22 protein-coding genes and 1 tRNA gene are annotated in these 21,364 nt (G+C 64.3%); 12 read left to right on the forward strand and 11 right to left on the reverse strand.

Annotated features, from left to right (window positions below):
• Positions 1-2: 2 nt before the first annotated feature.
• From ACK5L9_RS01945 to ACK5L9_RS01960, 4 genes are read left to right on the forward strand one after another with little or no spacing between them, the layout of a single operon-like run.
• Positions 3-1,010 carry an ABC transporter permease gene (locus tag ACK5L9_RS01945; protein WP_416909764.1) on the forward strand — a complete coding sequence of 336 codons (1,008 nt, stop codon included), beginning with the start codon at positions 3-5 and terminating at the stop codon, positions 1,008-1,010.
• Positions 1,003-1,863 carry an ABC transporter permease gene (locus ACK5L9_RS01950; RefSeq protein ID WP_416909765.1) on the forward strand — a complete coding sequence of 287 codons (861 nt, stop codon included), beginning with the start codon at positions 1,003-1,005 and terminating at the stop codon, positions 1,861-1,863. Before ACK5L9_RS01945 ends, ACK5L9_RS01950 begins: the two co-directional genes overlap by 8 nt.
• Entirely contained in the window at positions 1,860-2,744 is an 885-nt protein-coding gene (locus tag ACK5L9_RS01955) for an ABC transporter ATP-binding protein (protein WP_416909766.1), read from the forward strand. Before ACK5L9_RS01950 ends, ACK5L9_RS01955 begins: the two co-directional genes overlap by 4 nt.
• Positions 2,741-3,550, forward strand: coding sequence for an ABC transporter ATP-binding protein (locus ACK5L9_RS01960; protein ID WP_416909767.1), 810 nt, complete (start codon positions 2,741-2,743; stop codon positions 3,548-3,550). The genes ACK5L9_RS01955 and ACK5L9_RS01960 overlap by 4 nt, the downstream gene beginning before the upstream one ends.
• Here the strand turns inward: ACK5L9_RS01960 and ACK5L9_RS01965 are convergent.
• Together ACK5L9_RS01965 and ACK5L9_RS01970 are read right to left on the reverse strand one after the other, a co-directional pair.
• On the reverse strand, positions 3,547-5,190 hold the full coding sequence (locus ACK5L9_RS01965; RefSeq protein WP_416909768.1) for an amidohydrolase: 1,644 nt from the start codon (positions 5,188-5,190) through the stop codon (positions 3,547-3,549). The genes ACK5L9_RS01960 and ACK5L9_RS01965 overlap by 4 nt on opposite strands.
• Complete coding sequence (locus ACK5L9_RS01970; RefSeq protein ID WP_416909769.1) at positions 5,187-5,690, reverse strand: MarR family transcriptional regulator; 504 nt, start codon at positions 5,688-5,690, stop codon at positions 5,187-5,189. Before ACK5L9_RS01970 ends, ACK5L9_RS01965 begins: the two co-directional genes overlap by 4 nt.
• Positions 5,691-5,832: 142 nt before the next feature.
• On the opposite strand from ACK5L9_RS01970, the gene dctP reads away from it, so the two are divergent.
• The 4 genes from dctP to ACK5L9_RS01990 all read left to right on the forward strand — a co-directional run bounded on the left by dctP (position 5,833) and on the right by ACK5L9_RS01990 (position 8,981).
• Positions 5,833-6,855: a TRAP transporter substrate-binding protein DctP gene (gene dctP / locus ACK5L9_RS01975; protein ID WP_416909770.1), complete on the forward strand. Its 1,023-nt coding sequence runs from the start codon at positions 5,833-5,835 to the stop codon at positions 6,853-6,855.
• 12 nt (positions 6,856-6,867) lie between these two features.
• Positions 6,868-7,377, forward strand: a complete 510-nt coding sequence (locus ACK5L9_RS01980) for a TRAP transporter small permease (protein WP_416909771.1) — start codon at positions 6,868-6,870, stop codon at positions 7,375-7,377.
• Positions 7,374-8,732, forward strand: a complete 1,359-nt coding sequence (locus ACK5L9_RS01985; RefSeq protein ID WP_416909772.1) for a TRAP transporter large permease — start codon at positions 7,374-7,376, stop codon at positions 8,730-8,732. Before ACK5L9_RS01980 ends, ACK5L9_RS01985 begins: the two co-directional genes overlap by 4 nt.
• 172 nt (positions 8,733-8,904) lie before the next feature.
• Positions 8,905-8,981, forward strand: a tRNA-Met gene (locus ACK5L9_RS01990).
• A gap of 132 nt (positions 8,982-9,113) precedes the next feature.
• Here the strand turns inward: ACK5L9_RS01990 and ACK5L9_RS01995 are convergent.
• Positions 9,114-9,941, reverse strand: a complete 828-nt coding sequence (locus tag ACK5L9_RS01995) for an LOG family protein (RefSeq protein ID WP_416909773.1) — start codon at positions 9,939-9,941, stop codon at positions 9,114-9,116.
• A 104-nt stretch (positions 9,942-10,045) separates the two neighbouring features.
• Between ACK5L9_RS01995 and dapD the strand changes: the two genes are divergently transcribed.
• Positions 10,046-10,867 carry a 2,3,4,5-tetrahydropyridine-2,6-dicarboxylate N-succinyltransferase gene (dapD, locus tag ACK5L9_RS02000; RefSeq protein WP_416909774.1) on the forward strand — a complete coding sequence of 274 codons (822 nt, stop codon included), beginning with the start codon at positions 10,046-10,048 and terminating at the stop codon, positions 10,865-10,867.
• Positions 10,868-10,962: 95 nt separating this feature from the next.
• Positions 10,963-11,211 (forward strand): GlsB/YeaQ/YmgE family stress response membrane protein, encoded by a 249-nt coding sequence (locus tag ACK5L9_RS02005; RefSeq protein WP_416909775.1) that lies wholly within the window; start codon positions 10,963-10,965, stop codon positions 11,209-11,211.
• Between the two features lie 84 nt (positions 11,212-11,295).
• Here the strand turns inward: ACK5L9_RS02005 and ACK5L9_RS02010 are convergent, their stop codons facing one another.
• Positions 11,296-11,766: a YbaK/EbsC family protein gene (locus ACK5L9_RS02010; protein ID WP_416909776.1), complete on the reverse strand. Its 471-nt coding sequence runs from the start codon at positions 11,764-11,766 to the stop codon at positions 11,296-11,298.
• A gap of 56 nt (positions 11,767-11,822) precedes the next feature.
• Between ACK5L9_RS02010 and ACK5L9_RS02015 the strand changes: the two genes are divergently transcribed.
• Positions 11,823-12,143 carry a hypothetical protein gene (locus ACK5L9_RS02015; protein ID WP_416909777.1) on the forward strand — a complete coding sequence of 107 codons (321 nt, stop codon included), beginning with the start codon at positions 11,823-11,825 and terminating at the stop codon, positions 12,141-12,143.
• 80 nt (positions 12,144-12,223) lie between these two features.
• Positions 12,224-13,480 (forward strand): lytic murein transglycosylase, encoded by a 1,257-nt coding sequence (locus ACK5L9_RS02020; RefSeq protein ID WP_416909778.1) that lies wholly within the window; start codon positions 12,224-12,226, stop codon positions 13,478-13,480.
• Positions 13,481-13,574: 94 nt separating this feature from the next.
• Here ACK5L9_RS02020 and ACK5L9_RS02025 read toward each other — a convergent pair whose 3' ends face one another.
• From ACK5L9_RS02025 to ACK5L9_RS02055, 7 genes are all read right to left on the reverse strand, one after another.
• Entirely contained in the window at positions 13,575-14,072 is a 498-nt protein-coding gene (locus ACK5L9_RS02025; protein ID WP_416909779.1) for an RNA pyrophosphohydrolase, read from the reverse strand.
• On the reverse strand, positions 14,069-15,484 hold the full coding sequence (locus ACK5L9_RS02030) for a S41 family peptidase (protein WP_416909780.1): 1,416 nt from the start codon (positions 15,482-15,484) through the stop codon (positions 14,069-14,071). The genes ACK5L9_RS02025 and ACK5L9_RS02030 overlap by 4 nt, the downstream gene beginning before the upstream one ends.
• Positions 15,481-16,719, reverse strand: a complete 1,239-nt coding sequence (locus tag ACK5L9_RS02035; RefSeq protein WP_416909781.1) for a murein hydrolase activator EnvC family protein — start codon at positions 16,717-16,719, stop codon at positions 15,481-15,483. Before ACK5L9_RS02035 ends, ACK5L9_RS02030 begins: the two co-directional genes overlap by 4 nt.
• The gene (gene gpmI, locus ACK5L9_RS02040; RefSeq protein WP_416909782.1) at positions 16,716-18,239 is read right to left on the reverse strand and encodes a 2,3-bisphosphoglycerate-independent phosphoglycerate mutase; all 1,524 of its coding nucleotides are present in this window, start codon (positions 18,237-18,239) and stop codon (positions 16,716-16,718) included. Before gpmI ends, ACK5L9_RS02035 begins: the two co-directional genes overlap by 4 nt.
• A 225-nt stretch (positions 18,240-18,464) precedes the next feature.
• The gene (gene rlmN / locus ACK5L9_RS02045) at positions 18,465-19,637 is read right to left on the reverse strand and encodes a 23S rRNA (adenine(2503)-C(2))-methyltransferase RlmN (protein ID WP_416909783.1); all 1,173 of its coding nucleotides are present in this window, start codon (positions 19,635-19,637) and stop codon (positions 18,465-18,467) included.
• 119 nt (positions 19,638-19,756) lie between these two features.
• The gene (locus ACK5L9_RS02050) at positions 19,757-20,284 is read right to left on the reverse strand and encodes a hypothetical protein (protein WP_416909784.1); all 528 of its coding nucleotides are present in this window, start codon (positions 20,282-20,284) and stop codon (positions 19,757-19,759) included.
• Between the two features lie 301 nt (positions 20,285-20,585).
• Positions 20,586-21,344: a TSUP family transporter gene (locus ACK5L9_RS02055; protein ID WP_416909785.1), complete on the reverse strand. Its 759-nt coding sequence runs from the start codon at positions 21,342-21,344 to the stop codon at positions 20,586-20,588.
• Between the last annotated feature and the right edge of the window lie 20 nt (positions 21,345-21,364).

Here is a 21,364-nt window from a genome sequence, read left to right on the forward strand (position 1 = left end):
GGGTGCTGTTTCAGACCGTTCTGATCCGGCTTCTGACAACGGTGGTGACGCTGTTTGGTGTTGCCGTCGTGGTTTTCACGCTGGTGCGCGTCGCGCCCGGCAACCCGATCGCGATGATGCTGCCCCCCGGCGCGACCGAGGCCGACATCGCCCGCCTGACCGCCCTGTACGGGCTGGACAAAAGCCTGCCGCAGCAGTTCGCGATCTGGCTGGGCGATGTGATGCAGGGGGATTTCGGCACCTCGATCACGCTGCGCCAGCCCGTCGTCGGACTGGTGTTCAGTCGCCTTCCCGCAACGCTTGAACTGTCGCTGATGGCGCTGGTCATCGCGGTTCTGCTGGGGGGCTGCACCGCCATCCTTGGCGCGCGCAGGCGCGGCACCGTGACGGAACTGGGGCTGGATCTGACCTCGGGCGCGGTGCTGTCCATCCCCGATTTCCTGTGGGGTCTGATCTTTGTGCTGCTGTTCGGCGTGCTGTGGCCGGTCTTGTCCATCTCGGGGCGGATCGACCCGAGGCTGAGTTTCGATTTCACGACGAATTTCTATGTGGCCGAAGGGGTGCTGCGCGGTCGATGGGATGTGGTCGGATCGACGTTGGCGCATATGCTGATGCCGGCGATGGCGCTGGCCCTGCCTCTGGCGGCGATGATCGCGCAGATGCTGAAACAGAACCTGAAAGAGGCGCTGTTGCAGGATTATACGACGCTGGCGCGGGTGCGCGGCTTTTCGGAAACCGCCGTGATCCTGCGCGAGGCGTTGCGCAACGCCGCCCTGCCGACGCTGACCCTGATCGGGGTACAGTTCACATTCCTGATTGGCGGCACGGTGATCGTGGAAAGGCTGTTCGCCTATGAGGGGCTGGGGAACATGGCCATCGACGCGGTGATCAACCGCGACCTGCCACTGATTCAGGGCATCGTTCTGCTGTTCGCGGCGCTGTTCATCGCCATCAACCTGATGGTCGATCTGTCCTATACCCTGCTGAACCCGAGGCTGCGCCATGGCTGATCTTTCCGCCGCAAGGTCCCGCCGCACGGGCGGCCCGAACCTGAGGCTGTGGTTGCCGCTGATCTGGCTGGCCATCCTTGCGCTGGCCGCGATCCTTGCCCCGTATATCGCCCCACAGGATCCGCTGATGCAGGATCTGATGCTGGAACGCCTGCCGCCCTTGTTCATGGCAGGCACAGAACCGGGGTTCTGGCTGGGGACCGACAGTCTGGGGCGCGATGTCCTGTCGCGGATGATTTTTGGTGCGCGCATCGCGCTGTTCGTCAGCCTGATCGCCGCAACGCTGACCTGCCTCGTCGGATCGGCGCTTGGGCTGGTCGCAGGCTATTTCGGCGGTTGGTGGGATCGTGTCATCTCGCGGCTGATCGACATCTGGATGGCCTTTCCGCCGGTGCTGTTCGCCGTTCTGCTGGTCGCCGTGATGGGCACGGGCCTGACCTCGGTGATTGCCGCAATCGCGCTGATCGACTGGACCCGCTTTGCCCGCGTCATCCGGGCCGAGACGATGGTGCAGGCGCGCATGGACTATGTGGACAGCGCGCGGATCGGCGGGGCAGGGCGGCCGGGCACGCTGATCGGGGAAATCCTGCCCAACGTCCTGCCTTCGATCATTGCGCTGCTGATGCTGGAAATGGGTATCGCGGTCATTGTCGAGGCGATCCTGTCATTCGTGAACCTGTCGATTTCGTCCGACGATCCCACATGGGGCTCGATGATTGCCGAAGGGCGCAATGCCATCCATTTCGCCTGGTGGGTGCTGCTGTTCCCGCTGATTGCCCTGTTCCTGACCGTTCTCAGCTTTTCGACGCTTGGCGAGGGGTTGAAACAACGCTTTGATCCGGTGCTGCAATGACCCGGCCCCTGACGCTTGATGTGCAAAGCCTCAGCATCGCGCTGCCCAACGGCCAGCGGCTGCTGCGCGATGTATCGCTGACGCTTGAGCCGGGCGAGGTGCGCGCGCTGGTCGGAGAAAGCGGCGCGGGCAAGTCGATGATCGGCAAGGCGGTGCTGGGTATTCTGCCCCCGGCGTTGCGCGTCACCGGCGGTCGCATCCTGCTTGAGGACCGCGACCTTGGTGCGCTGACGCCCGCTGCCCGCCGTGCCGCGATTGCCGCGCAGGCAGCGCTGATCCCGCAGGATCCGCTGACCGCGCTGAACCCGGTGCGCCGCATCCAGCCGCAGATCACCGACCCGCTGGTCCGCATCCATGGCTGGAGCCGCGACCGCGCGCGGGCCCGCGCGAACGAATTGCTGGAACTGGTGCATATCCGTGACCCCCGCCGTGTTCTTGCCAGCTATCCGCATGAATTGTCGGGTGGTATGCGGCAACGGATCCTGATCGCCTCGGCCTTCGCGCCCTCGCCCCGGCTGATTGTCGCGGACGAGCCGACAACCGCGCTGGATGTGACCGTGCAGAAACAGATCCTGCGGCTGATCCGGGAATTGCAGCGCGATACCGGGGCCTCGGTCCTGTTCGTGACGCATGACATGGGCGTTGTCGCCAAGATCAGCCAGAAGGTCACGGTGCTGTTTGCCGGAAAGGTGATGGAAGACAGCCCCACCAGCCGGATTTTCGCCGATCCCCGCCATCCCTATACCCGCGCGCTGATCGACGTCACGCCCAGTCACGCGGATGCAAGCCATCCGTTCACCCCCGTCCCGCCCGCGCTGATCGCCGGTCTGCACCGCCAGATCGCCGAAGAGGACAGCCGCCACGCAGGGCCGCGCCGATGACCGAACCACTGTTTTCCGTGCGCGACCTGCGCCTTTCCTTTCCCGACATGGCGCATAAGCCGCTGTTCGGCGCGGCCCCGCGTGTCGAGGTTCTGAAAGGCATTTCCTTCGACATCCCCAGAGGCCGGATCACCGGCGTCGTGGGCGAAAGCGGTTCGGGAAAATCGACGGCGGGGCGGGTGCTGGTGCGCCTGCTGCGGCCGGATTCAGGGCAGGTGATCCTTGACGGCCGCGACATCGCCCATCTGGACGAGGATAGTCTGCGCCCGCTGCGCAGTGATTTGCAGATGATCTTTCAGGATCCCATGTCCTCGCTGAACCCGCGCCACCGGGTCTGGCGGCTGATCGCCGCGCCGTTGAAACGTTATGGCCGGGGCGGCACACGTGAACAGGCGGTCGGGATGCTGGTCAAGGTCGGGCTGCCGCCGGAATTTGCCGATCGCTATCCGCATCAGCTTTCGGGCGGCCAGCGTCAGCGCGTCGGTATCGCGCGGGCCATCGCATTGCAGCCGCGCTTTATCCTGGCGGATGAGATCGTGTCGGGGCTGGACGTCTCCAGTCAGGCGCAGGTTCTGGCCCTGCTGCGCGATCTGGCCCGCGACATGGGGCTGACCGTCGCCTTTATCAGCCACGACCTGTCGGTGATCAGGCTGCTATGCGATCATGTGATCGTGCTGAACCATGGCGAGATCGTGGATCAGGGGCCGGTCGAACAGGTTTTCGACCGGCCTGAATCCAAGGTCACGAGACAGCTTCTGTCGGCGATTCCCGTGCCGGAACCGGATGATGGCTGGTTCGACGATTAGGACAGGGCGCCATGGACCACGCGGCCCTCGAACAGGGTCGCGTCCGGCGTGATTGCGCCGATCTCTTCGGGTGTCATGTCCTCAAGCGGGCGCTCCAGCACGACCATATCCGCCGAAAAGCCGGGCTTCAGCCGACCGATGCGGTCTTGCAGATTCATCGTGCGGGCACCGTTCACGGTAAAGATCGTCAGCGCCTGTTCCAGCGTGATCGCCTGATCCGCGCCGACCGTTCCGGGGAAACGGCCGGTCGGGTCGCGGCGGCTGATCATTCCGGCAAGCCCGGTCCAGGGGTTCGCGTCCGGCGCTGCGGCGGGCCAGTCCGAGCCATAGGACACCTCGGCCCCGGCGCGCAGCAGATCGCCGATCCGGTGGCACAGATCGGCCCGTTCCTCACCCAGTGCCGCCTGTTGCCCTGCGGTCACGGGGTTCGGGAACCAGATTTTCGGCGAGACCTCGGCCACGGCATCCAGTTCGGCAAAGCGGGCGATGTCCTGATCGCGGATATAGGGGCAATGGGCCAGCTCGTGCCGCAGGCCGGACGGGCCGTTGGCCTTGCGCGCCGCCTCGATCCCGTCCAGTCCGGCCTGCACGGCGCGGTCGCCCACGGCATGCATCTTGACCGTGAACCCGGCTGCATCCAGTGCCGTCACCTCGGCGGCCACGACATCGGGCTTGAGGATCAGCATGGCCTGCGGGTCATGCGCGGCGGGATCGGCCCCCAGATAGGCCCCGACAAATGCCGCCGTCCGGCTGGGGGCGACGCCGTCCAGAAACAGCTTGGCAAAATCCGTCGAGATATGCGGCCTTGCATAACGTTTCCGCCAGTCTTGCAGGGTTTCGATCGGGGTCATGCTGGCGTCAACCGGAGATTGCCGGGTCAGATGCGCGGCGACATGGACGGTCAGCGTGCCTGCATCCTCGGCCTCGGCATAGCCTTCCAGTTCGGCTTCGAAGGCCATCGGTTCCTTGAAGGCGGTGATGCCGTGGCTGTTGAACGTCTTGATCATGTGTTGCACCGCGCGCGCGCGTTCCGACGGCGGCGGCAGGATCTGCGTTGCCACCAGCGACATGGCGTTTTCACGCAGGATGCCGGTGGGGTTGCCTTGCGCGTCGCGTTCGATCTCGCCCCCCGGAATATCGGCGGTCGAGGCGTCGATCCCGGCGTCGCGCATCGCGGCCGAGTTCAGCCACAGCGAATGCTGGGTAATGTCCTTGATCGCGACCGGAGTTTCCGGCGCGATCCGGTCGATGATATCCGCCGGACGCGACCCCATTTCGGGGCGCATATGCGTTTTCCACGGGCCCGCGATGATCCAGTGTCCTGGCTTGGTCTGCGGCACCCGCGCCGCGACGGCGGCCAGCATTTCGTCGTGACCGGAGGCGAGGCCGGTGAACACCTCGACCAGATCCCGCGTGGCCCCCCACAACCCATGCGTATGCGAATCGATCAGGCCGGGAATGACCGCCCGTCCGCCAAGGTCGTGGGTCCGGGTGTCGGGCCCGGCCAGCGAATCGACTTCTGCGGCGGTGCCAACCGCCACGATCACGCCCCCGGCGACGGCAATCGCTTCGGCAAAGGGTGTGTCGGGATCCATGGTTCGGATGCGGGCATTCGTCAGGATCAGATCGGGTTGGGTCATTCTTGGGTCTCCTCCAGGGCACTCGGTGTTTCAGGCAAGGGCAGGTCGGGCAGGGTCTCGCAAAGCTCGGTCAGGGCGTGCAGATGGTTCAGCAGTTCCAGCAGGCGTTCGCGGCCAAAGGCGTTTTCGATGTCACGGTAAACGGCTTCGGACAGCAGGGCGACCTTGTCGAACAGTGCGCGGCCTTCTGATGTCAGGCTCAGGCGCTGGCTTCGGCCATCCGGGGCGTCGTGCCGCTGGATCAGCCCGCGATCCAGAAGGACGCGAACGATCCGCGACACAGAGGGCGGCAACAGCGCGCAACGCAGTGCCAGCGTGCGCGAATCCAGCGGCGTGCCGGGGGCCAGCGCGCGCATGATCCGCCATTGCGGCTGGGTCAGGCCGGCGGCGTCCGTGTGTGGCTTGAACTTGTGGGCTGTCGCCGAACGCGCGCGCAGCAGCGCGATGGGTAAGGCGGCCTCGAATCCGCGGATCGCTGTCGGCTGGTTTTTGTCGGTCATGCGATCCTCTTGCGGACGGCCTGGGTTCTTTTCGCGGCAACCGATCAAGGCGCTTGACGAATTAACGTGTTAATAGTTAACCTATTAACTTATAACTTGGCAAGTGGCGGTTAGGGGCCACGACAAGATTGGGGGAGAGAACATGAATTACCTTCGCGGATTGGCCATGTCTGCGTTTCTGGCATTGCCTGTTGGTGCCTCGGCGGAAACCACGATCCTGTTCAACAATTTCATCGGGCCGAACGACACGTTGTATACGCAAGTCATCAGGCCCTGGCTGGACGAGATCGAAACCGTCACCGAAGGCCGCGTGAATTTCGAAATCCCCGAGGCGTCGCTGGCTCCGCCGCCAGAGTTGCTGACCATGGTGCAGCAGGGCATCGCCGATGGCGGTTATATCATGACGGGTTTTCTGGAGGGGTCGAATCCGTTGTTGCAGATCGCGATGCTGCCTGGCCTGAACGCCAGCGCGGAATCGGCCTCGGTCGCCTATTGGCGCACCTATCAAGAGTATTTCACCGAAGCTGATAAGCTTGAGGGGGTGGAACTTCTGGGCCTGCTGTCAGTGCCGACGGGCAGCTTTTATTCGATGACCAACCGCAGTTTCACCAGTATCTCGGATTTCAAGGGGGCGAAATTCTGGAGCCTGCCCGGATATTCCGCCCGCGCGCTGTCCGAACTGGGTGCGGTCGTTTCGCCCGGTCCGGCCGTGCGCATGTACGAGGTAATCTCGGGCGGGGTGGTCGATGCCTATTGCTGCATCAACTATCCCTCGGTCGAGAATTTCAACGTCAAGCAATTCACCAAATCCGTGACCGAGATGCCCAACGGCCTGTACGCACCGGCCTTTGCCTTTTATGTCAGCAGCGACATCTGGGGCACCATCTCGCCCGAGGATCAGGAGGCGATCCACAAGGTTTCAGGCGAGGCGCTGGCGCGACGCATGTCCGAATCGGATGCGCTGATGGCCGAAGCCCGCGACCGGATCGAGGCTGACGGCGTCACCGTCACCCCGGCATCCGACGAGATGCTGACCCAGCTATACGAGGCATGGCAACCCATCTATCAAACCTGGACCGATGCGGCAGATACTGCGGGCGTCGATGGCAAGGCCGCGCTTGATTTCTATCGGGAACAGGTGGCCCAGGTGGCCGCCGGCAACTGAGGCGATCCGGCAATGATCGGACGTATCTGGTTTGGGGTCGAAAAACTGCTTGAGGCGGTCATGGCCCTGTTTCTGCTGGCCATGGCCATCATCACCGCTATCGACGTCGTGGGGCGCTATTTCCTGAGCGCCCCGCTGCATGGCGGCTATGAAATGGTGCAGTACCTGATGGCGCTGTCCGTGTTCGCCGCGTTGCCTCTGGCGACGCGCGCCGATGCGCATCTGACCATCGACCTGTTCACCGGCAGGCTGCGTGGCCGCCCGCGCAAGGTGCATCGCGTCATTGTCCTGATCCTTTCCACCATCGTGCTGGCCTTTCTGGCATGGCGCATGGGGATTCAGGCGGGGCATCTGCAAAAGGGCCGCGCGCTGTCGGGATCGCTGGGGATGCCACTGGCACCGATCGCCTGGATCATGACGGTTCTGGCATGGCTGGCGGTCGCGGCCTCGGTGTCGCTGATCGTGCAGGCCGTAACCGGGCGCGAGGTCGCGCCATCACATCATGGTGAGGAAATCGGATGACCCTGTCCCTGATCGGTTTTGCCGTCCTTCTGGCGATGGCCTTTCTTGGCGTGCCGCTTGGCCTGTCGCTGATCGCGGTCGGGGTCATCGGCTTTGCCTGGGCCCGCGCAGATATGGTCAATCAGGCCCTGTTCTCGTGGGGCGATGCCGGGTTCGAGATCAACGCCCGCGCCTTCAATGCTGCCTATGCCATGGCCGGGCAGCAGATGTTCGATGTGGCCACATCCTATGCGCTGACAGTGATTCCGCTGTTCGTGCTGATGGGAGCCTTTATCCATCGCAGCCAGCTTAGTCAGGATCTGTATGACGCGGCCAATGCGTTTCTGGGTCACAGGCGTGGCGGGCTGGCGATGGGCACCATCGCAGCCTGCGCGGGCTTTGCGGCGGTTTGCGGATCGTCCATCGCGACGGCGGCGACGGTGTCGCGGGTGGCAATGCCCTCGATGCGGCGCTTTGGTTATGACGACGCGCTTTCCACCGGCTCTATCGCGGCGGGCGGCACGCTGGGGATCCTGATCCCGCCATCCGTGCCGATGGTGCTGTATGGCCTGCTGTCGGAAACCGACATCGCCAAGCTGTTCATCGCCGGTATCCTGCCGGGGCTGCTGCTGACGATGCTGTTCTTCCTGGCCATCGGCGTGACGACCATGCGCAACCCCGCTGCCGGCCCGCGTGCCGACAAGGTGCCGTGGCGCGCGCGAATGGGCCTTCTGGCCCGCGTCTGGGGGATCGTGGTCATCTTTGTCGTGATTATCGGCGGCATCTATCTGGGCATCTTTACCGCGACCGAGGCGGCGGGGATCGGCGTTGTAACGGCAGCGCTGTTTGCCGTGATGCGCGGCCGGCTGACCCCCCGGAGCCTGTGGGAAAGTCTGGTCGAGACCGGCATCACCACCGGCATGATCTTTGTCGTGGCCATCGGCGCACTGATCTTTTCGAATTTCGTGAACCTTGCGGGCTTCACGCGCGAAATGAGCGCGATCCTGACCGGGCTGGAAATCTCGGGCACCCAGATCGTGCTGTGCATCGTGGTGATGTATCTGCTGATGGGCTGCGTCTTCGACAGTCTGGCGATGCTGACCCTGACCGTGCCGGTCATCGCTGCGATCCTGAAACCGATGGGTGTGGACATGATCTGGTTCGGCATCGTCGCGGTGATCGCGGTCGAACTGGGCCTGATCACGCCACCGGTGGGGATCAACGTCTTTGTGGTGAAGGCCGCGACCGAAGATGTCAGCATCTGGACCATCTTCCGCGGCGTCGCGCCCTTCGTGGTGGCCATGCTGGCGCTGCTGGTGGCTGTGCTGATCTTCCCGCAGATCGCGACCCTGCTGCCCGCGCTGATGGGCCGATGACATCGCGACGGGCCGCGCTGGGGATTGGCGCGGCCCGTTTGCGCGGGGCAACCGGTCGCGGATTTGGCGGAATATCCGTCGATGGGAGGCTGTCCCATGAAAGGTCACGAAAAAAGCCCAAGAAAATCGCTTGACGCCCCCCGCGCCACCACGTAAATCGCCCACACTCTCTGGCGGAGTAGCTCAGTTGGTTAGAGCAGAGGACTCATAATCCTTGTGTCGGGGGTTCAAATCCCTCCTCCGCTACCAATCCCCCCCCTGTCGATGATCGCGACCGGCCCAAGGCCAGGGGCGCGGTGAAAACCGGGTTCCGGCCTGATATGGCTGCGGCGCAGGCAAACCCTGTGCCGGGTTCTGCCTGCGATCATGCGGAATCGGGGATCAGTCGCGGGGGGCCTTCCATGTGTCGATGGCCTCGACCGCCTCATCTGCGGTCTCGACATATCGGAACAGGTCCAGATCGCTGTCACTGATGGTTCCGGCCAGCGCCAGAGCCTCCCAGTCGATCACCTTGTCCCAGAAGTCGCGTCCGAACAGCAGGATCGGGATTCGGGTCATGCGTCCGGTCTGCACAAGGGTAAGGGTCTCGAACAGTTCGTCCAAGGTGCCAAGGCCACCCGGAAAGATCGTCACGGCCCGCGCCCGCATCAGGAAATGCATCTTGCGGATCGCGAAATAGTGGAAATTGAAGCACAGATCCGGCGTCACATAGGCGTTTGGTGCCTGTTCATGTTCCAGCACGATTCCCAGACCGATGGATTGCCCGCCCGCCTGATCGGCACCCAGATTGCCCGCCTCCATCACGCCGGGGCCACCCCCTGTGCAGATGACATATTCGCGGCCATAGGTTTTCAGGCTGCGTTCCGTCATCAGAAAGGCAAAGCGCCGCGCCTCTTCGTAGTAATGCGACAATTCGGCCAGAACCGGTGTGCGTGCCTCGCTTGCCCGTTCCGGCGCAAGGATGCGCGCACCGCCGAACATCACCACCGTCGATTCGATCCCGCGTTCGTCCATCACAAGCTGCGGCTTCAGCAGCTCCAGTTGCAGCCGTACCGGGCGCAGTTCCGGGCGCAGCAGGAAATCGCGGTCCGTGAAGGCCAGGCGATAGGCCGGGGCGCGGGTCTGCGGGGTATCCGGGGACTGGTCGGCGCGCGTGGCGTCCTCGCCGCTATGGGGAAAGGAATAGGCGCGGTCGGTGGGGTCGGTCATGCGGGCCTCGGGTCTGGGCGCGGATTGCGCGGACTGCCCGTCAGGCTTATAGCGGCGTGACGACAGTTTCCACCCGGACCGCAACGATTGAAAAAGAGGCCAGGATGACCAAAGCTCTGGAACATGCCATCGAAACCGCGTGGGAGAACCGCGCCGACATCAGCAGCGCCACCAGAGGCGAGGTCCGCGAGGCCGTGGACGAGACGCTGAACCGCATGGATACCGGCGCGCTGCGCGTGGCCGAGCGGCGCGGCGCGGACTGGCATGTGAACCAATGGGCCAAAAAGGCCGTGCTGCTGTCCTTTCGCCTGAACGACATGGAGGAAATGCCGGGCGGACCGCAGGGCGGCAACTGGTGGGACAAGGTGCCCAGCAAATTCGTCGGCTGGGGCGACAATCAGTGGCGCGCGGCGGGGTTCCGCGCCGTGCCGGGTGCCATCGTCCGCCGCTCGGCCTATGTCGCGCCGGGGGCGGTGCTGATGCCGTCCTTCGTGAACCTCGGCGCGCATGTGGGCGAGGGCACGATGGTTGACACCTGGGCCACGGTCGGATCCTGCGCGCAGATCGGCAAGAATGTACACCTGTCGGGCGGTGTCGGCATCGGCGGCGTGCTGGAACCCTTGCAGGCCGGCCCGACGATCATCGAGGATGACTGCTTCATCGGCGCGCGCTCCGAGGTGGTCGAGGGCTGTATCATCCGCGAGGGCAGCGTGCTTGGCATGGGCGTGTTCATTGGGCAGTCCACAAAGATCGTGGACCGCGAAACCGGGCAGGTCATGTATGGCGAGGTTCCTGCGGGATCGGTGGTCGTGGCCGGTTCGATGCCGTCGAGAAACGGCGTCAGCCTGTATTGCGCGGTGATCGTCAAGCGCGTGGATGCGCAGACGCGGTCGAAAACCTCGATCAACGAGCTTTTGCGCGACTGATCTGCCGATCGGCAAGAAAATTCGCAGGACCAGCGTGAACCTTGGCCGGACCTGCGCGTTGCCATCTCACAAGGGAACAGGCAACGGAGTTTCGCATGCAGGGTTTGGGATGGCTGGCCGCGATCATCGTCGGCGGCTTGGCGGGCTGGATCGCCAGCAGCATCATGAAGGCCGATACCGGGATCATCCTGAACGTGATCCTGGGCATTATCGGTGCGGTGGTCGGCAATGCGCTGCTGGGTCTTGTCGGACTAAGCGCACAGGCCGGCAGCTGGGTGGCGCAGGGCGTGGCGGGACTGTTCGGCGCGGTGGTGCTGATCTGGCTGTACCGGGCGGTGACCTGACGGCACGGCCATGCGGAAAAGGCAATGGGGCGGGGCTTTCGCCCTTTTTCATTGTGCCGGACGGTGGAATTCGGACAGCGCTATTCAGACGGTGAAATCGGCTTGTCGCGCAGACGTGATGCGGACCAGATCGGCCGGCGTAATTGCAAAGACATGGCGCGGCGTGCCGGCGGCGGCCCAGACCGTGTCGAATTCCATCAGCCGGGGGTCCACATAAGCCTCGATCCGGCGCAGATGCCCGATGGGGGCCACGCCGCCGATGGCAAAGCCGGTCTCGGCCCGGATCAGGTCGGCATCGGCCTTGCCAAGCGGTTGGCCCGCCACCGCGGTCGCCTTGGCGGGATCGACGCGATTGCCGCCTGCGGTCAGAAACAGCACGACATGGCCCGATACCTCGCCGCGAAAGATGATCGACTTGGCGATCTGGTCGATCTCGCAGCCGACTGCCGCCGCCGCGCCCTCTGCCGTGCGCGCGCTGTCGTCGGTTTCGCGAATTTCGATATTCAGGCCGGCGGCCTCAAGCGCGGCCTCGACGCGGTGCAAGCTCTTGCTCATTGTCACCTCCATGCGTTTCGGGCGATATGACCCCAGATCGCGGAAAAGGGAAAGCCATGGCAGAGCAGGTCTATACGCTTCTGGTTCAGGTCGGTCGCGCAGCCGATGACGGGTTGCCCAGGGGCGCAAGCGGCGCGGCGCTGGTCTGTTATGCCTCGGGCAAGGATGAGGGTGAGGCCGTGCGCGAAACCGTCGCCATCCTGAAACAGGCCGATCTTGCCCCCATCGAGGTCACCAGCCACGGCACCATCGGCGAGCGCCTGGCCGAGGGCCATGACATCCCTGATGAGGAACGCGCCCTGATGGATCGCGCGCTGGCCGAGAACGCCGTGATTGTGGCCCAGATCGAGCCGCTTTTCGACGAAGGGCAGGGTTGATCCGCCCCTATCCAGCCGGACCGGGCTGGGCTAGAGTGCCTGCAAAACTTGGGCAGATAATGAAACGGACAGGCACAGACATGACCAGACGCATTCCCCGTATCGCGCTGACGGCCCTGCTGATCGGCACGCTTTCCAGCTGCGGCGTCTCGCTCAGCCAGACGCCGGGTGCGGTGATCGGCGGTCAGTTCGGCGGTCTGCCCACAGCGAACGGTTACGGCAGCGAGACGGGTTTCCGCAACTGGGTCATGGCCTTTCGCCCCCGCGCGCTGGCGGCGGGGGTTTCACCGGGCGTTTTCGACAGCGCCATGGCCGGTGCGCATTATCAGCCCGGCATTGTGGCCTTGGACGGACGGCAAAGCGAATTTTCCAGGCAGATCTGGGAATATCTGGATGGCGCGGTCGGCGGCTCGCGCATTACGACAGGCCGGGCCATGGCCGGGCGCCATGCCAGTACGCTGTCGGCCATTGAGGCGCGTTATGGCGTCCCGCGCGAGGTGGTGCTGGCCGTTTGGGGCATGGAATCCAATTACGGCGCCAATCGTGGCAGCACGCAGATCGTACCGGCGCTGGCAACGTTGGCCTATGATGGACGGCGGGGCGAATTCTTTGCTGGCGAGTTGGTCGCCGCCCTGCGGATCATCCAGGCAGGCGATGTGGACAGCGCCCATCTGGTCGGCAGCTGGGCCGGCGCCATGGGGCATACGCAGTTCATGCCATCATCCTTCCTCAGCCATGCGGTTGATTTCAACGGCGACGGACGGCGCGACATCTGGTCGAACGATCCGACCGACGCGCTGGCCTCGACGGCCTCATATCTGCGCCAGATGGGATGGCGCCCCGGCCAGAGCTGGGGGACCGAGGTCGTGCTGCCACAAGGCTTCGACTATAATCAGACGGGCAAATCCGTCAGCCGTTCGGGCAGCCAATGGGCGGGAATGGGCGTGCGCACGATGAACGGCACGGCGGTGCCTTCGGGTTCGATCCTGCTGCCAGCGGGCGCGCGCGGCCCGGCCTTCCTGATCACGGAAAACTTCCGCGCCATCCTGAAATACAACACTTCGGACAGCTATGCGCTGGGGGTCGCCTATCTGGGCGAGGCCATCGCCGGCCGCTCGGGCATTCGCGGCAGTTGGCCGCGCGGCGATCGTGCGCTTTCCAGCAGTGAGAAAACGGAAATCCAGCGCCAGCTGAATGCGCGCGGTTTCGATACGGGCGGCGTGGACGGCAAGATCGGCAGCAAGACCTCGGATGCGATCAAGGCCTATCAGCGCACGCGCGGGGTGACGCCCGACGGCTATGCCGATACCCGCCTGCTGGCGCTGCTGCGCGGCTGAACGCGAACAGGGGCGGCCCGATGCGCCGCCCCCGTCTTTCTTCTTCATCCAAATATCCATACCGCCCGGATCATCGGGCCAGACCGTGCCGTATCTAGGCCAGAACGTCCCGAAACTCGCGCAGCACCTGCGTATAGACCGCGCGCTTGAAGGGTACGATGCCGTCGATCAGATCGGTGGCGCGCATCCATTGCCAGCGGTCGAATTCGGGATGCTCGGTCGCGATCTGCACCGCGCTGTCCTTGCCCAGAAAGCGCATGGCGAACCATTTCTGTTTCTGCCCGCCATATTTGCCCTTCCAGACCTTGCCCAGCAATTCGGGCGGCAGATCATAGGTCACCCAGCCGGAGGTTTCGGCCAGCACATCGACCAGACCAGCCGCGACGCCGGTTTCCTCGACCAACTCGCGCAATGCGGCCTCGCGCGGGGTTTCCCCCGTGTCGATCCCGCCCTGCGGCATCTGCCAGGCAGGCGGCGCGTCCCTGGGCCGGTCGATGCGTTGCCCGGCAAAGACAAGCCCTTGCGGGTTGATCAGCACGACCCCCGCGCAGGGGCGATAGGGCAGACCCGAAGGGCCAAGCGGCGCGTTCATTCCGTCCGCGCGCCCTGACCTGAAGCCTCGCCGGTATTGGCGGGCTTGGCTGCCTCGGATACCTCGCGGGCATTGTAATCCATCGCCACCAGCCCTTTCAGGATATCGACGGCATAGGCCAGTTGATAATCCTCTTCGCGCAGCTTGGCGGTGGCCTCGACCTGCTCGGCCTCGGCCTCGATCTGCTTGCGTTCCTCGTCGGTGATGGAATCGTTGTTCAGCGCGCCGCGCAGATCGGCTTCGGAACTCAGGAACCTGGATTCGGTACGCGGCTTGTCCTCTTCTTCCTCTTCGGCGGTCTTGGGGCGGGGCTGTTCGACGATGATGTCGGGCTGGATGCCCAGCGACTGGATCGAGCGCCCGGACGGCGTGTAATAACGCGCCGTGGTCAGGCGGATGGCGCTGTCGGCGGTGACCGGCATCACCGTCTGGACCGAACCCTTGCCAAAGGATTTGGTGCCCACGACGATGGCGCGGCGGTGATCCTGCAGGGCGCCGGTCACGATCTCGGAGGCACTGGCCGAACCGCCATTGATCAGCACGACGATGGGCTTGCCCTCGGCCAGATCGCCCATGCGGGCGTTCCAGCGCTCGCTTTCCTCGGCCTTGCGGCCACGGGTCGAGACGATTTCACCCTTGTCGAGGAAGGCGTCTGACACCTCGATCGCCTGATTGAGCAACCCGCCCGGATTGTTGCGCAGGTCAAGGACAAAGCCGGTGATCTTGTCGATGCCGCCGGCATCCTTGACCGCCTTTTCCATCTCGGATTTCAGCGTGTCCATGGTCTCGTCATTGAAGGTCGAGACGCGCAGCACGACGGAATGGCCCTCGACGCGGGTCTTGACGACGGTCAGCTTGATCGTGTCGCGCACGATGGTCAGATCGAAAGGCTCGGTCTCGCCTTCGCGCAGGATGGTGATCTTGATTTCCGAGCCGACCGGGCCGCGCATCTTTTCGACGGCCTCGTCCAGCGTCAGGCCCATCAGCGATTCGCCGTTCACATGGGTGATGAAATCGCCCGCCTCGACGCCTGCTTCGGCGGCGGGGGTGTCGTCGATGGGCGAGATCACCTTGACCAGCCCGTCCTCTTGTCCGACCTCGATGCCCAGACCGCCAAAGCTGCCGCGGGTCTGGGTCTGCATATCCTCGTAATCCTTGGCCGACAGGAACGAGCTGTGCGGATCAAGCGAGGTCAGCATGCCGTTGATCGCAGCCTCGATCAGGGTTTTGTCATCGACCTGCTCGACATAATCGGCGCGCACACGCTCGAACACGTTCCCGAACAGGTCGAGCTGTTCGTAGATCGAGGCATTTTTGCCGGTCTCCTGTGCGACCAGGGGGCCCGCGAATTGGGTGGCGACAACTGCGCCTGCCAGGGTGCCGACCACGCCGGCCAGAAGATAGTGTTTCATTCGGTCGTTCCGTCCTGCCCGGTTGTGTTCTGGCCCATTGTGCTCTGGCTGGCCTCGCCGATGATAGGATTCATCACGAACCATTCAGCCGGGTCCAGAGTTTCCTTGCCCTTGCGAAGTTCAACATACAGTGTCTCGGTCTGTCCAGCACCGCCGCCAACGGCGGCATTGGCGACGAATTCCGCGCCGAACTCCTGAGCCGGGGGTTCCGCCCCGCCCATCAGGCCGATCGGCTCGCCAGGGGCAAGGACATCCCCCACCTCGCCAAAGACCTGCGCAAGTCCGGCGAATATCAACAAATAACCCCTTGCGGGCTCGATGATCATCACATTGCCGTAATCAAGCAGCGGGCCGCGGTAGCGAATTGTCGCAGCCGTTGGCGTGGTGACCAGCGCCGCCGGTCCGGTGGCAATGACCAGACCGGGACGCCTGACCCCCGCCGCGTCGGCTTCGCCATAGGCGCGCAGCACCGTGCCAAAGACCGGCAAGGGCAGGCTGCCCTGCGCGCCCTCGAAATCAGACATGGGTGCGCCGATATCCTTTTCCATGCCGACGATTCCCTCGGCAAAGGCGTCGAGCGTATCGGCCGAGTTCACCAGCGCGGTCAGCTCGGCCGGGTCCTGCCCGAAACGCACCGGCATCGAACTGCGATCGGTCACCGCCGAGGCCAGCAGCTGGCGCGCTTCCTGCACCTGCGCCAGCCCCTGCGCCAGCGTATTGGCGGCGCTCAACTGCAGGGCACGGACAGTGGCGATCTCGGCAAGGCGGGATTGCATGATCTGGGCCTCGGCTTGCAGGCCGGGCGCGACCGAGGACAGGATCATGCCCGCCCGCGCCGAGGCTTCTGGCCCCGAAGGGTGCAGAAGCAGCATGGTCTCGGGTGAACGCTGCATGGCGGTCATCACGCCGACGACCCGGCCCAGCTTGTCACGGCGGGCGTCGAATTCGGCGCGGATCTGCTGTTCGCGGATACCCGCCCGGCGTAACCCGTCGCGCAGGGCCGACAGCCCCTTTTCATAGGCGCGGATCATCTGCGTCAGCGAGGCGACCTGATCTTGCTTGGTCAGCGCCTCGTCCAACTGCCCCGTCGCCTCGCGCAGCATCTCGGCGGCGGCTGCCGCCTCGCGCGCGGCCTCGCCCAAGGCGGAATCCGTCACAGCCGTGGTCTGTGCCGGGGCCGTCGTCGCAAGGCTCGCGGCAAGGCAAAGGGACGACAGGAACGGGCCGAACCTCATGCGCGCCGGATCAGCGAACTGCCCGTCATTTCGGGCGGCAGGTCGAGGCCCATCAGATCGAGCACGGTGGGGGCGACATCGGCCAGCCTGCCATCGGTCAGGCCAGCCCCTTCGGGGGCACCGAAGACGACGACCGGGACGGGATTGACGGTATGGGCGGTGTGCGGGCCGCCGGTCTCGGGGTCGATCATGGTTTCGCAATTGCCGTGATCGGCGATGACGACCGCAGCACCTCCGGCTTTTTCCAGCGCGTCCAGCATCATGCCCAGCCCCTTGTCCACGGCCTCGACGGCGCGGACGGCGGCGGGCAGGCTGCCGGTATGGCCGACCATGTCGGGATTGGCGAAATTCACCACGACCAGATCGTAGCCCGTTTCGATCGCCTCGACCAGCTTGGCGCTGACCTCGGGCGCGGCCATTTCCGGCGCGAGGTCATAGGTCGCGACCTTGGGGCTGGCGGGCATGAAACGGTCCTCGCCCGGCTCGGGGGCCTCGCGACCACCGTTCAGGAAGAAGGTGACATGGGGGTATTTCTCGGTCTCGGCGAGACGGAATTGCCTGAGTCCCTTGGCCGCGACCCATGCGCCCAGAGTGTTGAGGACCTGACGCTTGGGATAGGCGGCCTGCATATATTCGTCATGTTTGGCCGAGTAATCGACCATGCCCAAGAGCGCGGCCCATTGCGGGCGCATGCCGGTATCGAAGGCGTCGAAACCGGGCTGGCCGAGGGCGGCAAGGATCTCGCGCGCACGGTCGGCGCGGAAGTTCAGGCAGAAGATGCCGTCGCCATCCCTGGCCCCTTTGAACCCGTCCAGAACGGTCGGTTCGATGAACTCATCGGTCTCGCCACGGGCATAGGCAGCCTCAACTGCCTGCGCCGCGTCGGCAGCATGCAGCCCCTCGGCACGGGTCATCGCGGCAAAGGCGTGGCTGACGCGTTCCCAGCGGTTGTCACGGTCCATGGCGTAATAACGCCCGATCACCGTGCCGACTGAGACCCCGGCGGGCAGTTTTTTCAGCAGCGTGGCGACATAGCCATCTGCAGATTTCGGCGGAACGTCGCGGCCATCGGTGATGGCATGGATGACGACCGGCACGCCCTTGTCGGCCACGGCCTTCGCCGCCGCCAGAACATGCTGGATATGGCCATGCACGCCACCATCCGAGACGACGCCCATCAGATGCGCTGTGCCGCCGCTGGCTTTCAGCTTGTCGGCAAAGGCGAGGATCTCGGGGTTGGCAAAGAAGCTGCCATCTTCGATGGCAAGGTCGATCTGGCCCAGATCCATGGCGACGACGCGACCCGCGCCAATATTCGTGTGCCCGACCTCGGAATTGCCCATCTGACCACGCGGCAGGCCGACATCGGGACCAAAGGTGATCAGCGTGCCATGCGGACAGTCGCGCATCAGCCGGTCGAAATTCGGGGTATTGGCCTGATCAGGCGCGCTTTGCTCGGGGCGGGTGGAAATGCCCCAACCATCAAGGATGCAAAGGACGACGGGTTTGCGATTGCTCATTGGCGCCTCATTCTGGTCGTCCCGCTTCTACGACCCTGATCGGCTCAGGGCAAGTTTGCTGCCGTCAAGCCTTCGCGAAGAGAGGGCGGCGCTGGCCGAGAGCGGCAATCTCGCATGGGTATTTATGAAACGAAGAAGACCGGCGTCGGGGCAGGACACCAAGATCGGCTTCTTCGTTTTTCAAATACCCATGCCGAGGCTTGACGGAAGCGCCGCGCTTGCCGTTCAGGCGCGGGCCTCCGCAGCGATTTCGGCGCGGGATTTGCGACCGCGTTCGGTGGCCGACTTCAGCTGGCCGCAGGCGGCCATGATGTCCTCGCCGCGCGGGGTGCGGATCGGGCTGGCATAGCCCGCCTTGTGGATGATATCGGCGAATGCCTCGATCCGTTCCCAGCTGGAGCGCTTATAGGCGACGCCGGGCCATTCGTTGAACGGGATCAGGTTGATCTTGGCCGGGATGCCGCGGATCAGCTTGACCAGACGGCGGGCATCCGCGTCACTGTCGTTCACGCCGTCGAGCATGACATATTCGAAGGTGATGCGCTCGGAATTCGACAGGCGCGGGTACTCGCGCAGCGCATTCAGAAGCGTCTCGATGTTCCATTTCTTGTTCACCGGAACCAGCATATTGCGGGTCTCGTCGGTGGTGGCATGGAAGCTGACGGCCAGAAGGCAGCCGATCTCCTCGGCGGTCTTGGCGATCTCGGGGACGATGCCGGAGGTCGACAGCGTGATGCGGCGGCGCGACAGGCTGATGCCCTCGCCATCCATCACGACCTTCATCGCGTCGCGGACATTGTCGAAATTGTAGAGCGGTTCGCCCATGCCCATCAGCACGACGTTGCTGACCAGCCGCGTCTCGTCCTTGGGTGCGCCCTGCACCGGCCATTCGCCCAGATCGTCGCGTGCCACCATGACCTGCCCGACGATTTCCCCGGCCGTCAGGTTGCGCACCAGCTTTTGCGTGCCGGTGTGGCAGAAGGAGCAGGTCAGCGTGCAACCAACTTGACTGGAAATGCACAGCGTGCCGCGCGATTCCTCGGGGATATAGACGGTTTCGACCTCATGCCCCCCGGCGATGCGCAGCAGGTATTTGCGCGTGCCGTCGGCGCTGACCTGACGGGTGACGATCTCGGGGACCGAGATTTCAAACCGCTCGGCGAGGAAGGCGCGGTAATCCTTGGCGAGGTTGGTCATTTGCGCGAAGTCGCGCACGCCCCAGTGGTAGACCCATTGCCAGATCTGGCCGACCCGCATTCTGGCCTGCTTTTCGGGCGTCCCGGCCTCGATCAGTGCGTCGCGCAGCTGGTCGCGGGTCAGGCCGACGATATTCGTCAGCGCCGATTCCGGCAGTTTGCGCGGAATGGTCAAAAGGTCCTGCGTGATCGGGGCGGTCATGGCTGGGCTATCCGGGCGGCAATGGGGGAAGGCGTGTATATAGGCTAATCGGGGCCAAAAGAAAACAGGGGCCGAAGCCCCTGTCTCACAGATTCATCACGTCAATGCGGGATCGGCGCTTACTGGCAGCCCGATTTGGCCGCATTGGTCATCGCGGTGATGCCCGACAGGCTGAACGTGTCCTTGGTCACGGTGCCGCGCGCCGAGCGGCCGGTGACGATGGCGCTGGAACCCGAGCGCAGGGCCGAGATCAGCTTGCTGTCATCCGAGCTGGAGCCCGGCCATGCGCTTTCGCCCTCGGTGAAGAGGGTGAAGACCTGACCGCCGATGCTGACCTCGACCGTCGAATCCGGGGCGAAAGGATAGCCGCCAGCAAAGGAAACCTCGCCCGACTGGCCGGGGCGATAGGCGACATAAAGGCGGATATCGCCGCGCGTCACCTCTTTGGGATTGCCCTGCGAATCGGTGTTACGGGTGGATTTGGGCGCCGATACGGCCCAGCATTCCCGCGGGCTGCTGGCCGAGAACGACGTCCAGTCACCTTGCTGGCCGATCTCCTTGGTTGAATCCTGCGCGAAGACGGGGGTGGTATTGGCGACTGCGATTGCGGTGAGGACCGCCGCAACGCGCGACGCGGAATTCAACATGCTCTGGCCTCCTGCCATGGTCCGGTTTGTCCGGGCTTGTTGCCGATGAATGTGCTGCTTTCAAGCATCTTGGCGCAGGATAGTGCGAAAAAGGGGTGGCGAAAAAGCCCTGAAGGCCGAAATCGCGCAATTGTCAGTGGAAATAACTGTTTTGACAACGGAATCTTTGCCCGGAGGGTCATGGGGCGCGGCTGGCTTGTGGCGGCTTCAGCGCAGCGCCGGGCCACGTTTGTCCGATGCGGTGCGATGGATTGCCATTCGCGGTTTGGGCGGGTTTCGCGCGAATCGCGAAACCGGACGCTCAGAACAGGCGGCGCAGCAGCTGTAATGCGAGCAGGCTGGAGGTGATGACCAGAACCGGCTTGATCACCCGGGCGCCGACCCGCATGGCGAGGCGCGATCCCAGCATGGCCCCGGCGATCTGGGCCACGGCCATCACCGCGCCGAGCAGCCAGAGCGGTTTGGCCACTGCCGCAAAGGCGATGAGGCTGCCGAGATTGGAGGCGAAATTCAGCAGTTTGGTGTGGGCATTGGCCTTGAGCACGCCATATCCGGCCAGCGTCACGAAGCCCAGCATGAAGAAGGCCCCGGTGCCGGGTCCGATCAGCCCGTCGTAAAAGCCGATCAGGGGGACGATGCTGATCGCGAACAGGGCAGGCGACATGCGCCGCGCCCGGTCGAAATCGTTGAGGCCGGGCTTGAAGGCAAAGAACAGGGCAATGGCGATCAGCAGGACCGGCAGCAGGTAGCGCAGGGCCTCGGTCGGGATCGAGGTGACGCAGAGCGTGCCCAGAAACCCCGCGACAAGCGCCACCGCCGCCTCGCGGATCTGGGTCGAAGGGGTGACCAGCCCGCGCCTTGCATAGGAAATGGCGGCGGTTGCCGCGCCGAAGATGCCCTGCACCTTGTTCGTTGCCAGCGCCTGTGTCGGCGGCAGGCCCGCCAGCATCAGGACGGGCACGGTGATCAGCCCCCCGCCTCCGGCGATGGAATCGACGAAGCCCGCGGCGAAGGCCGCAGCGGCGAGCATAAGGATCAGATCAAGCGAGAGGTCGAGCATCGCGGCATTACTGGCCCGGC

It is taken from the genome of Paracoccus sp. (in: a-proteobacteria) (genome assembly GCF_047973135.1).
Lineage (GTDB): Bacteria > Pseudomonadota > Alphaproteobacteria > Rhodobacterales > Rhodobacteraceae > Paracoccus.